Origin of the sequence: Haloplanus sp. CK5-1 (assembly GCF_037201915.1) — an archaeon.
GTDB classification, from domain to species: domain Archaea; phylum Halobacteriota; class Halobacteria; order Halobacteriales; family Haloferacaceae; genus Haloplanus; species Haloplanus salilacus.
In genome coordinates this window covers 2344039-2357898 of record NZ_CP147505.1, presented here as the reverse complement: position 1 = coordinate 2357898, position 13860 = coordinate 2344039, and the positions used below count along the sequence as shown (strand labels likewise).

The following is a 13860-nucleotide window of genomic DNA, read 5'->3' as shown; positions in this document are numbered from 1 at the left end:
CCGACATTGAAAGTGGTTCCGAGTAATGAGAGTCTCCTATACGGTCCGGCTGTCAATACGCAGACTCGTTCTATCGGCTGATTCAGGATCCAGATAGAGAAAATAACGCAGTTCACGCGCTGACTACACGCTCTGAATCGGTCACAACAATTCTGGTAGTAATCGAGCAGTTCGTTCAGTGAACGCTGAACGGAAGGCGCATATCTCGCCCTGCGGATTCCGAGTTGGTATGAGTCACAATCGCTCAGTACAGAGATCTGCAGCAACTCACCATTGTTCGCCCCGAGTCTCCTGCGATGGGTCTACTGCTGCGAATGCTGCTGACGGTATTATGCTATTGTCACTCATTGTCGGTCGAGATGGAGAGGACAAAAAATATCTATTCAGCGGTTGGTTTGCTGCCGTACAACACCTATAGAGACATTGACCTCTCAATCGAACTAACACTCTTTTGAAACTTTATCAGAGCGTCACCTGAATATGAAGTCAACGATGGACGATGTCCCCTACGAGTCAATCGTCGAAGAGAGCAACGACGGTATTCTCGTTGCTCGAAACGGCGAAATTGTCTACGCCAACGAGCGATTACAGGAACTGACAGGATACGCCGAAGCAACACTCGTGGGCGCACCGAAGACGATGCTTGTCACAGACGACGATGCAGCCCTCGTCGAGCAGTATCACAGTGCTCGCACGAGCGGCGAAGACGTCCCGGATCAGTATGAGGTCACTCTCGAGACCAAGTCGGGTGACCAAATTCCAATCGAGTTTTCCGTGACTGAGATATCCTACGACGGGGAACCAGCGGTCGTCGCATTCTGTCGTGACATCACCGAGCAAAAGGAACGAGAAGAGGGTTTGGACGAGCTCAAGCGGGAGTACGAATCGGTCTTCGATCATGTGCAGGACGCACTCTTTTTGCTCGATGTCGACGACGGGACTGTTCGATTCCAGTGGTTCAACAAACGCGAGGAAGCGTTTACCGGCAAATCCACCGAGGAAGTCCGCGGGAAGACGCCGACCGAGGTATTCGGCGACGAACTCGGGTCGGAACTGGCGGCCAACTACAGAGAGTGTCTTGAACGCCAGGAGGCCGTCATCTACGAGGAGGAACTCGACCTCAACGACAAGACGACAACCTGGCAGACCAAACTGACACCGATTGTCGTCGACGGGACAGTCGAGCGAATCGTTGGGTCGGGCCGAGAGATTACCGAACTGAAAAACAGAGAGCGGGAACTCGAACAGGCCAGAACACGACTGCAAGCGCTGTTCGACGAGGCACCGGATTCCATCACCATCCACGACGCAGATGGCAACATCCTCGATGTCAACGAGCAGACCGTCGACGAGCTCGGATATACCCGCGACAAACTGCTCGAAATGAATGTCACGGACTTCGCGGTAGAGCTCGACCCCGCAACAGCACAGAACACCTGGGCAGAGATGGACAGCGAGGAGACGCATAAAGTAGAAGGACTACACCAGCGCAAAGATGGCTCGACGTTCCCGGTCGAAATGTGGGTGTCGAGAACAGACATGTCGGGCGAGTCGCAGTATCTCGCACTTGGGCGGGACATCACCGAGCGGAAAGAACGGGAGAAGGAACTCTCCCGGTACCGGGCCTTTGTCGAAAATACCTCCGACGTGATTACAATAATCAGCGATGATGGAACAGTCGAGTATGTAAGTCCAGCGTCCAGTCACGTCTCGGGGCATGAACCCGAGGAGTTAGTCGGAACGGAGGCAATCGAACATGTGCACCCGGCTGACCGAGAGGCGGTCTCAGAGCAGTTAGCAGAGTTGATAGCCACGCCAGGTTCTCGTGCGACGGTCGAGTACCGGTTCCAGCACGACGACGGGTCGTGGATATGGATTGAGTCGACGGGGATCAACCGATTCGATGACCCCAAAATCGAAGGGGTCGTCCTAGCCAGTCGAGACATTACGGGGCGGAAAGAGCGCGAACGACAGATACAGGAACTCAAAGACCGGCTAGCACTCGCAATTGAGGGTGCCGAACTGGGTGTGTGGGACTGGAACGTCAAAACCGACGAGGTGGAGTTCAACGACCAGTGGGCCGAGATGCTGGGGTACGATCCGGCGAACATCGACGACCACCTCGACGCCTGGGAGACGCGAGTCCACCCCGGTGACCTCTCTGAGGTCAAGGCCACACTAGAGGGTCACCTGGCCGGAGAGACCGACTACTACGACAGCGAACATCGGATGAAGACAGCCGATGGGGGCTGGAAGTGGATTCGTGACATCGGGAAAGTCGTCGAGCGTGACGACGATGGCGACCCGGTCCGCGCTGTCGGTATCCACTTCGATATCGACGAGCGCAAGAGTCACGAGCAGACCCTCGAAGAGGAGCGCGACATGTTCACACAGGGGCCAGCCATCCTCTTCAAGTGGAAAGACGCAGAGGGCTGGCCCGTCGAATTCGTCTCCGAGAACGTCGAGGACATCACGGGGTACTCACCCGAGCAGTTCACCTCCGGAGAGGTCTCCTACGCCGAACTCGTGCACGATGCTGACATCGATCGAGTCACCGAGGAAGTCGCCGAGAACAGCGAGGAAAGCATTGACCGCTTCAGTCACGAACCGTATCGAATCGTCACCGCCGACGGCGACGTCCGGTGGATACTCGACCATACGAAAAACGTGTGGAACGATGGGGAAATCACACACCGTCAGGGGTATCTCGTCGACATCACAGAGCGTAAGGAACGCGAGCAGGAACTAAACCGTTCTCAACAGATTATCGAAAATTCGACTGACATCGCTACGATTATCGATCCAGAGGGGACGATAACGTACGTCAGTTCTGCTGTCAAACATGTTCTGGGATATGATCCAGAAGAGTTGATCGGTGCTAATGGGTACAGGTATCAACCAGAAGAGACCCAGAGAAATGTTGCCGACGCTATCGAATATGTGCTCGACAATCCCGTGAAACGAAGACGATACAGACACGGTTTCGGCGAGCTGATGACTCGTGGTGCTGGATCGAATCAACGCTTCGAAACCGTCTTGATGATGATGTGATCGATGGGATACTGATAAGTAGTCGGGACATTACCGAGCGCAAGCGGCGAGAGCAGAAACTCAAGCAGTTCCGGGAAGCCGTCGAACAGACCGGCCATGCGGTGTACATAACCGACACGGACGGGAGCATCGAGTACGTCAACCCAGCCTTCGAGGAGGTTACCGGGTACAGCGAAGACGAAGTGATCGGTGACACACCCCGACTGCTCAAATCAGGCGAACACGAGGACGCCTTCTACGAAGATCTCTGGGAAACTGTGCGTGACGGAAACCACTGGGAAAACGAAATGGTCGACGAGCGAGCTGATGGTACGGAGATAGTCCTTTACCAAACAATCTCACCGATTACCGACAGTGACGGCGAATCGCAGAAGTTCGTGGCCGTCGCACGGGACATTACCGAGCGCAAAGAATACGAGCAAGCTCTCGAAACGACCCAGGAGAAACTCAGACAGATAATCGACCTCGTACCAGACTTGATATTCGTCAAGAACAGAGAAGGAGAGTATCTACTGGCCAACGAGACGACGGCCGACTTCTACGGGATGGCACCCGAAGACGTAGAAGGACGCCACGAGACGGAGGTCATTCCATCAGTTGAGGACTCTGAGGAGTTCCGACAGGACGACCTCGAAGTAATCGAATCCGGCGAACCCAAGTTTGTCCCCGAGGAGGAACTGACAACCGCCGACGGCGAGACGCGCATTCTCCAGACGAAGAAGATTCCCTATCAAGTCCCCGAGAGTGGAGAAGACGCGGTCCTGGGATACGCTCGGGACGTGACAGAAGTCACGGAATACCAGCACAAACTCGAGAGTCAACGGGACAACCTCGAAATCCTCAATCAGGTCGTGCGTCACGACATCCGCAACGACCTGCAACTCGTGTTGGCCTACGCGGAAACGTTGATAACCTACGTCGAACCCGAGGGCGAAGAGAACCTCGACCGGGTCCTCGATGCGACACGAGACGCAATCGACATCACCACGACGGCACGGGACGTGACGAGGGTGATGCTCCACTCCGACGTCGAACTGAGACCAGTTCGACTCCGGCCAGCACTCGAAAGCGAGGTCGACGGCGTTCAGTCGAACTACGAGGAGGCGCTGGTTCGTATCGATGGGACAATTCCGAACATCGAAGTGCCGGGTGACGGGATGCTGGAGTCGGTGTTTCGGAACCTGATGAAAAACGCCATTCAGCACAACAACAAGGAGGTTCCCGAAGTGAGCGTCTCTGTGACACAGGAAGACGACATCGCTGTCTTACGTATCGCTGACAACGGGCCAGGTATCTCTGGCGAGCGGAAAGATAAAATCTTCCAGCAGGGGGAGATGGGGCTCGACAGCGAAGGCACTGGACTTGGACTGTATCTCGTCGAGACGCTGGTTGACCGCTACGGCGGCAGCGTTTACGTCGAGGACAACGATGCGACGGGCGCGGTGTTCGTCGTGGAACTCCCGTTGTCAGCCTGACGGAACGACTACTCCCGGCGCGTGGCTGGATACTTTGGGGGGCGCGCTGGCGAAATTATTCTTCCTGACCCTTGCCAGGTGCCTATGTGCAAAATACCCTCTGTATCGGTCACGCCATTACTGACAGAGATCGAGTGATTGCTGCTCTACGAATCAGTATCCGACGTGACGGGCCCGATATACTCATTCGCCCAGCTATCGCCCTCACGCCACTGCCAGTAATAGTAGTGATAGCCGGGCTTGGTCTCCTTGATCGTGATGTACGCTTTCGACGGCACGTCCTCGTAGGCGTCGGGATCGGTTTCGAACCCCCGCTTCTCAAGATCGTCGATGGCCTCTTCGTCGACCGAAGTACGGGACAAACGGGGTCTTCGGGAACTAGGCCGGCTGACACGAGTGGCCTCCAGAGTGACGTGTCGAATAACCACTAAATTCATATATTAGAACTAGTATTAGCTATACTGAACGACAAGGTTTGCCGATCCAAAGTTAGTTCAGATATCCACAAATAGTTATGTACGGCAGGACTCCAGATTCTGCGGACGGGCAGGCATACCGGCGACGAGTGCTGAAAACGATGTCGGGACTCGCGGTTACGGGGGGACTTGCGGGGTGTGCCAGTGGGAGCGGATCGCCACCGGCCACCGATACCTCGACCGAAGTAGCAACCCCGACACCGATCACGTTCGGGACGCCAAACGCGGCGGCAGCGGGTGTCAGTCCCCGAGTCGTTCGTGATCAAAAGATGGTACCGGACGACGAGGTCGACCTCTCCCTCGAATTCGGGCCACCTCCGGAACTGTTCACGAAACTCCAGGGACAGGCTATCGAGTCGTCGACCTTCCCCGTCATTTCGGGGGCCCGGCTCGCGAACAAGGGCGGGGATGTCCGTCTCCTCCAACCCGTCGCCCGATCGTTCAACTCGATCATAGCCCGGAAAGGGGCCGGTCTGTCCAGCCTCGAGGATCTCAAAGGAGCTACGCTAGGTTCTATGCCCAGAAACACGGCCCCGTTCACGCACTTCGCAGTACTACTGGCGCTTGAGGGGATGGACCACGAGAACTTCCAGTTCCAGTTCGGGCCGCCACCGGTGCTGTTCGGCCAGATGAAAAAGGGAGAGATCGACGCGATGATTGGCGTCGAACCGTTCTCGACGAGACTCCTCGCGACGGACGAGTTCCAAGAGTTCTTCGTGTTCAACGAACGCTGGAACGCTCGAAGAGGGACCGATATGCCGCTCGTCGAGGTAGCGACGTACCAGTCCATGACCGATAAGAAAGGGACCGCGTTCGAGACGTTCCTGCAGGGTCTCCTCGAAGCGGGGCAGTATATTCAGGCCAACAAGCGGGCGGTGTTCGAACAGTACTCGGACGTGCTGGGACTGCAGACCGATGGCCAGATCGACTTGGCGGTTGAGCGTATCGCGCCGATCTATCCGACAGAATTTGCGACCGAACTGCGCGAATCTGGGAAAGAAGTCGTCCGCTTGGCGGCTGAAGAGGGCCTAATAGAATCGGAGCCGAATGTCGACGAGTTATTCGTCGATCTACAAACCAGCTAGCTGTGATTCGATGTCCGGTCCCGAACCGACCCGTGACTCCACCATGCGGACCCTGAGGTGGCTACGCGAATTGGACTCCCGCTGTCCCACGGTTGGGACGCGTGGGCTCTCGATCCTTGCCCTTCTCGGTCTCTGGTGGTTCGTGGCCCTCTTTTTCCAGCCGCTCGTGTTTCCGGGTCCATGGCCGGTGCTGCTGGAGACGGTCCACATCGTCCGCAACGAGCGGTTCGTCTTTCACCTGTCGCGAACGCTATTCCGAGTCGTCGGGGCGTTCATCGTCTCGCTTCTGCTGGCCTCGATCGTCGGCATCCTCATGGGTGTAGACGAGACTGCCGAGCGGTTCTTCGAGACGTTCGTGCTTGTCGGACTGACGATCCCTGCACTCGCTGTTTCGATCATCGTGTTGCTCGTGATGGGGTTTAACGAGGTAGCCGGTATCGTCGCTATCGTAATCGTCATCACTCCGCCGATGACCGAGAACGTCTGGGAGGGAACGAAGAACCTCGATGCCGAGTTGATCAAGATGGGTCAAGTGTTCGGAGCCAATGCGCGGATGATGCTCAGTGAGGTCGTTCTCCCGCAACTCGCCCCATACCTCCTTGCAGCAACCCGCTTCGGCTTGGGTATCGGCTGGAAAATCGCCGTCATCGTCGAATGGATCGGCCTCGGAAACGGCATCGGACAACAACTGCGTGACTCGTTCGACCTGTTCTCGCTGACGGGTGTCATGGCGTGGACGTTGTCATTTATTCTCGTGATGGCCGGTATCGAGTTTCTGATCGTCAAACGGGTCGAGGCACGTCTCACCCGCTGGCAAACCGACGACATGAGTCACCCATCGCTGTTACAGAATTAAATCGAAACCCCGAGCGCCTCCAGAATACGGCGCTCGTATTCGATGACTTCCTTAGATTCGGGGTCCCGCGGCCGGTCGCTATCGATGGTGATCACATCTTCGATGACGGTCGGGGTGTCCGAGAGAACGAGGATCCGGTCGGAGAAGTACGCGGCTTCACTTATATCGTGCGTGACGAGAACGGCGGTGAACCGTTCGTCCCTCCAGATATCGACCACGCGCTCCCGGAGTCCGCGCGCTGTGAGTTCGTCGAGACTGCTAAACGGTTCGTCCATCAACAACACGTCAGGGCCAACACAGAACGCGCGAGCGAAGTTCACTCGCTGTCGCATTCCGCCGGATAACGACGGAGGATACTGGTCAGCGACTTCCGAGAGCCCGACGAGGTCGAGTGCGGTATCGACCTTCCGGTCGTGCTCCTCCTCGGGGACACTCAGACCGCGTAAAGCGAACGACAGGTTCTGGCGCACCGTTCGCCAGTCGAGTAGGGTGGAGTCTTGGAACACGAAGCCAAGTCGGACATCGGACCGCGATGGGGTGATGTCGACCGTGCCGGCGTCGGGACCGATCCAGTCGACGATGATGTTGAGGAGCGTACTCTTGCCACATCCTGATGGGCCGACGATACTGAGAAACTCCCCGTCTCGGACGTTGAGAGATATCTTATCGAGGACGCGTAGCTGACCGTCTTCCGTCGGGTACGACTTCTCGATTCCCTCTAGTTGGATCCGGTACGTTTGGGAAGGCATGAATCGTTCACTAGTAGCTGTATGGATACACGATAGCTCTCACTTTGTGTTACGCGCCTTCGTTGGTAGCCCACTCCAACAGAGGTTGAAGCCGTTCCTCGAATGACCGACCGTCAGCGGTAAGCGAGTACTCAACGTGTGGCGGGACGCGATCGTAACTCCGCCGTTCGAGGAGGCCGACTTCCGTCAGTTCGTGCAACCGGTTTGCGAGGACCGACGAACTGTTCACATCGAGCGCGTCGGCAATTTCCGAGTGACGCTTGGGACCGTCGTTTGCGAGCAATCCGATAATCGCAAGGGCGTGTTTCCGACTCGCGATGTCCAGCAACTCGTCAACGGGACAGTAACAGGTCGGCATCCCCGTCGAGTCATTCGGCGTACAACACCCGCACGCATTTTTTGTCATACATCGAGGATATAGTGCCCAAGTAAAAAATGGGTCGCTGACCCAACTTATCTCTCCGTCTGGAGGCTGGGTTTGATATCGAGAACTGGCGACCCGTCGACTGCGTCGAGGCCACCCACTTGGAGCCGCTGCCCGTCGGCATCATACACTGTACATACGCAGATACTCAGCGGGTTTGGTCGATTCGGTGAACGGCGGGCGAAGGCTCCAGTCCCGTCCGGCTCCGTTCTGCTCATCCGGTCGGCCATATGGGCCCAGTAGACGACCGTGATTCGGACCGCGTCGGCGATACCCGATAACTCGTCGGCGTACTCGTCGAAAATCTCTATCTCGGCGTCAGTGTCGTCGGCGAACCCTTGGTGTGGCGCCGCAGCCGGCGTTTCGTACGGCGTGTGTGCCACACCGACTGGCCACAGCGTCAGATCAGCATCGTCCATGGGCCCGTATTGACTCACGACTACCAAAGATACACCGAATCCGGGGGTGTCTACGACTCGGATAGCGTGGTAACCGTCGGTGCAGCAAGGCGGTCTCGACGACTGCAGCCGGTCGAACATGCGCTGTGGTATTCAGAGAGAAGACGGGTGGCACATCTCTTCCCGATCACGGGTCCGCGTTGCCGTCTTCAACCCCGCCCACGGTGGGGCGGGGAATCCGCCTCGCTACCTCGTTTGAATTGTTGCGGCTGCCACGCCAGCCTGTCCGTACGCGATTCCGCCGTCACCCGGTGGGACGGCCTCGTTTTCCAGATACGTCATGCCAGCGTCCCGAATTCGGTGGCTAATGTGCCGACTGATCGCATCGTTGTAGGCCACGCCACCCGTAAATCCGATGGCATCGATACCGCGCTCGGCTGCCGCGTCAAGCGCCAGTTTCGCCAACCCGTCGGCCAGCAACCGCTGGGCAGTCGCCGCCAGCTCCGCTGCATCCGCACCGTCCCGCCGTAACTCGACGAGCAACTCGGCCACTCGCGGCGTATCGATGACCGGTCGCCCGTCCGTCGCGGTGTATGGAACTGCGATATCGCGGGGCGTTCCGTTGGTCGCGGCCGACTCCAAGCGCATCGCGGGCTCGCCCTCGTACGTCCGCTCGTGACGGATGTCGGCGAGTGCGGCAATCGCATCCAGAAACCGGCCGGCGCTCGTCGTCACGGGTGTGTTGACGCCGGCGTCCAGTTGCTGTTCGATGACGCGCAGTTCGTCCGCGTTCGGGGCCACCCAGTCGAGATCGTCGACGAGCGACCGAACATCGATGCTCTCCCGACCGTGTAGGAGGCCAACGAGCGACCGGACCGGGAACTCTGTTGCTCGGTCTCCTCCTGGCATCGGAACAGGGGCAAGCCCAGCGATTCGGTCGGCATCGGTGAGCGTCGCGTCGAGCACTTCACCTCCCCAGACGGTCCCATCTGGCCCGTAGCCGACGCCATCGGCAGTGATACACACTGCCCGCTGGCAGTCGTGTTCCATGAGCACGCTAGCAGCGTGGGCGTGATGATGCTGTACGGCGACGGCCCGGTCCGCCGTGCCATTCGCGACGCGCTCGGCTGCGTACTCCGTCGTTCGGAACGACGGGTGCGCGTCGTGGGCCACGACCGACGGCTCCTGTTGTCCGGTGAGCTCGAGAAGGTGATCGATTGCCGACTGCAAAAACCGGAACGTTTCCCGGTCGGTCACGGACCCGATATGCTGCGTGAGATAACACTCGTCACCGGAGAGCACGGCGGCGGTGACGTTGCGTTCCGGTCCCACCGCGAGAACGTCGGTTTCATCGGGTGTTGGGGCCGTGACCGGGAGCGGAACGTACCCCCGCGACCGCCGCAGCAGCGTCTGATTCCCGCCGACGGACTTGACGACCGAGTCGTCACATCGTTGTACAATCCGGCGCTCGTGAAGCAACGACCCGTCCGCAACGTCCCATAGTTGCTTGAGTATGGTGCGGTTCGACGACTGCATCGGCAGGCCAGAGCGATTGGCCGATGTCACCACAATCGGCTCATCGAAGCGCTCGAACAGGAGGTGATGGAGGCCGCTGTATGGTAACATCACACCGACGGTGTGAAGTCCCGGTGCGAGATTTGGAGCAAGGGTGTCCTCACACCGGTCGAGAACGACGATGGGACGGCGGGCGGACCGAAGCCACGCGCGCTCGGCCGACGAGACGGACGCGATCTTCGTGGCGTGCGCCATCGAAGGGGCCATGACGGCGAACGGTTTCGATGGCCGCCCGGTCCGGTCCCGGAGAGTCGAGACAGCACTAGCGCAGGTCGCGTCACAGGCGAGATGCGCGCCGCCGATTCCCTTGATGGCGATAATCCCACCATCAGCGAGGACGCGGGCCGCGGCGTCGAGTGACTGTCCGGCGCCGTCGACGACCGACGCTCCCCGTGGAAGGGCGTCGACGGCTTCCGGATTGCCGAGCGATAGAGGGTCCGCATTCTCCTTGTGTAGCTGGAAGGCCAGTTTCGGACCACAGGTCGGACACGCGATGGCTTGAGCGTGGTATCGACGATCGGTCGGTGAGTCATACTCGTCGGCGCAGTCCGAACAGAGGGGAAAGGCGGCCATCGATGTCGCCTCGCGGTCGTACGGCAGTTTTTCGATCGTGGTGAACCGGGGGCCACAGTCCACGCAGGCGGTCGCCCAGTAGTTATGAAAGCGCGACGACGGGTCGCGAACGTCGGCTAAACAGGCATCGCAGATGGCTGTGTCCGGAGGGATAGTACCGCTACCGGTTCCCCGGTCTTCGGAGTCTGCGATCGAGAACGATTCGTAGCTGCATTCGTCGACGTCCTTGGTTTCGACGGCGACCGTTTCGACTGTTGCGAGCGGTGGGGGCTCCGTCTCGAGTTCGTGCAGGAAGTCGTCGATCCGGTCACCGGATCCTTCGAGTGTCACCCTGACGCCAGCGTCCCCGAGATTGCGAACGTGGCCCCGCAATCCCAAGTCGACTGCAGTGCGGTAGACAAACGGACGGAAGCCGACGCTCTGGACGACGCCATCCACCTGTACGTGAGCGCGCTTCATCGCTCAATTCAGGGGACACGAAGGTATAAATAGAATGTGGATAGAGAACAATAACCATGTGTCTCGGAGTTCCCGGCCAAGTCACACAGGTCAACGGTCTCACTGCCGACGTTGACTTCTGGGGCGTCGAAAAAGAAGTCCGACTCGACACCGTGGACAAACCGGTCGAACCCGGCGACTACATTCTCAATCACGTCGGGTTCGCAATCCGTCGAATCCCCGAATCCGAAATTGATGAAACGATGACACTGTACGAGTCGATGATGGGGGGTGGTCCGGACGACATGCTCCGGGAAGACCTCATCGACGAGGTGGAAGCGGCTGGCTCGACACCAGCAGCGTCGAGTACCACTCCGGCGGACGGAGACGCAGAGCCGGCCGACGCGGAGGACGCCGAAGACTTGCTCGAGGAGCTCGATATCGATGTCTGATCCCGAGCGAATTCCTGGCGGTCCGACGGGCGACGTGAGGGGGCCAAGCGGGGGTGATAACGCACTCGAGTTCCGCGACCCGGAGAAAGCGGACGCGCTGGCCCGGCGAGCTGAGGAACTCGTCGCTGATATCGATGCGGACGAGGTTAGTATCATGCACGTCTGTGGTAGCCACGAGCAGTCCATTGCCAAGTTCGGCCTCCGGAGCATGCTCCCAGACGAGCTAGACCTCCGCATGGGTCCGGGCTGTCCGGTCTGTGTGACCGATATGCCAGAGGTCGACGAGGCAGTCGCGCTTGCGAACGCCGGCCTCACGATAGTGACCTACGGCGATATGCTTCACGTCCCCGGAACGTCTCTCTCGTTGAGCGATGCGCGGGACGCTGGCGCCGACGTTCAGGTCGTCTACAGCGCCGCCGAGGCGGCCGAGATCGCTGAGGAAACGGACAACCATGTCGTCTTCTTCGCGACAGGATTCGAGACGACTGCGGCCCCGACCGCCGCGGTTATCAGAGACGATCCGCCAGAGAACTTCTGGGTGCTGAGCGCACACAAGTATGTCCCACCCGCGATGGAAGTCGTGGCTGCGATGCCCGACACCGACGTCGACGGGTTCTTGGCGGCGGGCAACGCGGCCACGATCACGGGCTGGGGGCTGTTTGAGGAGCTCGTTGAGGAGACCGACACGCCGATCACCGTGGGTGGGTTCGAGCCACTCGACATTCTTGCCGGCCTCGTCGCGCTGTTGCGGGACATTCGCGACAGGGAGGTGACCGTCCGGAACGCGTACCCGCGGTGTGTCACCGAACAGGGTAACGAACCCGCCCAAGAACAGCTATGGGAGGTCTTTACGACGGAGAGCGGCGAGTGGCGCGGCATCGCACACATCCCCGACGCCAACCTCATCCTCCGGGACGAGTACGCACACGTCGACGCGCGTGAGAAGTTCGATATCGACACCGCATCACTCGCGGCAAGCGGATCATCGCTCATAGACGACTGTATCTGCGGCGACATCATGGCTGGGCGTGAGGATCCGACAGACTGCGAGATGTTCGGCGAGGAGTGTACCCCTGAAGACCCCGTCGGTGCCTGTATGGTTTCGAGCGAAGGAACCTGTAAGATTTGGCATGAGTACGGCGGACGTCCCGACCTATGACCGATGACAACTTCGAGTCCGACGGTGTCGTAACGCTTGAACAGGGTGCTGGCGGGAAGGCAATGCGTGATCTCGTGGGCGACATCCTCACCGCTGGGTTTCCCGACGACTCCCTCGCTATCGGACGCGAAGCGATGGACGATGGCGCCGTCGTGCCGATCGGCGACCGGAACGTGGTCTTCACTACGGACAGTCACGTAGTCCAGCCGCCGCTGTTTCCCGGCGGAGACATCGGCCGACTCGCCGTTTCCGGCACCGTCAACGACCTTGCTGTTATGGGTGCGACGGACGTGCGAGCACTCTCGAGCGCTGTCGTCGTTGAGGCGGGGTACGCCGAATCGGACCTCGAACGGATCGCGGATTCGATGGCGCGGACGTGCAGGGAGGCCGACGCCACGGTCGTCACCGGGGATACAAAAGTAATGGGTCACGGAGATATCGACGGTATCGTCCTCAACACCGCCGGTATCGGTATAGCTGACCATGTCGTCAGGGATGATGGCCTCTCCCCGAACGACGTGCTCGTGATCACTGGCGAAGTCGGGCGCCACGGCGTCGCCCTCCTTGCGGAGCGCGAGGGGATCGAGTTCGGGACGACGCTGGAGTCCGACGTTCGGCCAATAAACGGTGTGGTCGACCGTGCGTTGGCGGTCGCCGGCGAAGACGTGACGGCGATGAAGGATCCGACGCGGATGGGGCTGGCCGGGGCCGCGAACGAGATGGCGACGAAAAGCGGCGTCGGAATCGAACTCAGACAGGATCGTATCCCCGTCCCCTCGGACGTAAAGGGGGCCAGCGAGATGCTCGGCCTGAACCCACTCCAGATTGCGAACGAAGGGATTGCACTGCTCGGCGTCGACCCAACTGCTGCGGAGGACGTACTCGCCGCACTCCGATCACATCCAGATGGCGAGGACGCCGCCGCCATCGGGAAAGCCATCGACGACGAACACGGGCGCGTCCTCCTCGATACGGGACTCGGAACGCGGTATCTGCGCGAACCTGCGACCGAACCAGCGCCACGGATCTGTTAACCCATCCCCATCCGGTTCGGTCGTATCGATATCGGCGCTATCATTTTTGTTAACGTCACGAGGTTTTCAGCGCCGGACATGAGAGAGGGTGCGAGTGGAGTACGAGAGGTTAACG

At 59.2% G+C, this 13860-nt stretch carries 12 protein-coding genes; 7 read left to right on the top strand and 5 right to left on the bottom strand.

Going from position 1 to position 13860, the window contains the following annotated elements:
- Positions 1-492: 492 nt before the first annotated feature.
- The gene (locus tag NBT81_RS12495; protein WP_338739016.1) at positions 493-3051 is read left to right on the top strand and encodes a PAS domain S-box protein; all 2559 of its coding nucleotides are present in this window, start codon (positions 493-495) and stop codon (positions 3049-3051) included.
- A complete protein-coding gene (locus NBT81_RS12490; protein WP_338739014.1) occupies positions 3048-4526 on the top strand; it encodes a PAS domain S-box protein in 1479 nt (492 codons plus the stop codon). Before NBT81_RS12495 ends, NBT81_RS12490 begins: the two co-directional genes overlap by 4 nt.
- Before the next feature lie 146 nt (positions 4527-4672).
- On the opposite strand, the gene NBT81_RS12485 is transcribed toward NBT81_RS12490, so the two are convergent.
- Positions 4673-4888, bottom strand: coding sequence for a hypothetical protein (locus NBT81_RS12485; protein ID WP_338739012.1), 216 nt, complete (start codon positions 4886-4888; stop codon positions 4673-4675).
- A 383-nt stretch (positions 4889-5271) separates the two neighbouring features.
- Between NBT81_RS12485 and NBT81_RS12480 the strand changes: the two genes are divergently transcribed.
- Together NBT81_RS12480 and NBT81_RS12475 are read left to right on the top strand one after the other, a co-directional pair.
- The gene (locus NBT81_RS12480; RefSeq protein ID WP_338739010.1) at positions 5272-6087 is read left to right on the top strand and encodes an ABC transporter substrate-binding protein; all 816 of its coding nucleotides are present in this window, start codon (positions 5272-5274) and stop codon (positions 6085-6087) included.
- A gap of 43 nt (positions 6088-6130) precedes the next feature.
- A complete protein-coding gene (locus tag NBT81_RS12475) occupies positions 6131-6943 on the top strand; it encodes an ABC transporter permease (RefSeq protein ID WP_338739008.1) in 813 nt (270 codons plus the stop codon).
- Here the strand turns inward: NBT81_RS12475 and NBT81_RS12470 are convergent.
- The 4 genes from NBT81_RS12470 to hypF all read right to left on the bottom strand — a co-directional run bounded on the left by NBT81_RS12470 (position 6940) and on the right by hypF (position 11121).
- Positions 6940-7692 (bottom strand): ABC transporter ATP-binding protein, encoded by a 753-nt coding sequence (locus NBT81_RS12470; protein WP_338739006.1) that lies wholly within the window; start codon positions 7690-7692, stop codon positions 6940-6942. The two genes, NBT81_RS12475 and NBT81_RS12470, sit on opposite strands and share 4 nt — an antisense overlap.
- A 49-nt stretch (positions 7693-7741) precedes the next feature.
- Entirely contained in the window at positions 7742-8098 is a 357-nt protein-coding gene (locus NBT81_RS12465; protein WP_338739004.1) for a helix-turn-helix domain-containing protein, read from the bottom strand.
- 47 nt (positions 8099-8145) lie between these two features.
- Positions 8146-8535: a tRNA (N6-threonylcarbamoyladenosine(37)-N6)-methyltransferase TrmO gene (tsaA, locus tag NBT81_RS12460; RefSeq protein ID WP_338739002.1), complete on the bottom strand. Its 390-nt coding sequence runs from the start codon at positions 8533-8535 to the stop codon at positions 8146-8148.
- A gap of 225 nt (positions 8536-8760) precedes the next feature.
- A complete protein-coding gene (hypF, locus tag NBT81_RS12455) occupies positions 8761-11121 on the bottom strand; it encodes a carbamoyltransferase HypF (RefSeq protein ID WP_338739000.1) in 2361 nt (786 codons plus the stop codon).
- A gap of 56 nt (positions 11122-11177) precedes the next feature.
- Between hypF and NBT81_RS12450 the strand changes: the two genes are divergently transcribed.
- Genes NBT81_RS12450 through hypE form a run of 3 tightly spaced genes read left to right on the top strand, consistent with a single transcriptional unit; the run spans position 11178 to position 13745 of the window.
- A complete protein-coding gene (locus tag NBT81_RS12450) occupies positions 11178-11552 on the top strand; it encodes a HypC/HybG/HupF family hydrogenase formation chaperone (RefSeq protein WP_338738998.1) in 375 nt (124 codons plus the stop codon).
- Positions 11545-12711 (top strand): hydrogenase formation protein HypD, encoded by a 1167-nt coding sequence (gene hypD, locus NBT81_RS12445; protein WP_338738996.1) that lies wholly within the window; start codon positions 11545-11547, stop codon positions 12709-12711. The genes NBT81_RS12450 and hypD overlap by 8 nt, the downstream gene beginning before the upstream one ends.
- Positions 12708-13745: a hydrogenase expression/formation protein HypE gene (gene hypE, locus NBT81_RS12440; protein ID WP_338738994.1), complete on the top strand. Its 1038-nt coding sequence runs from the start codon at positions 12708-12710 to the stop codon at positions 13743-13745. The genes hypD and hypE overlap by 4 nt, the downstream gene beginning before the upstream one ends.
- The last annotated feature ends 115 nt before the right edge of the window (positions 13746-13860 follow it).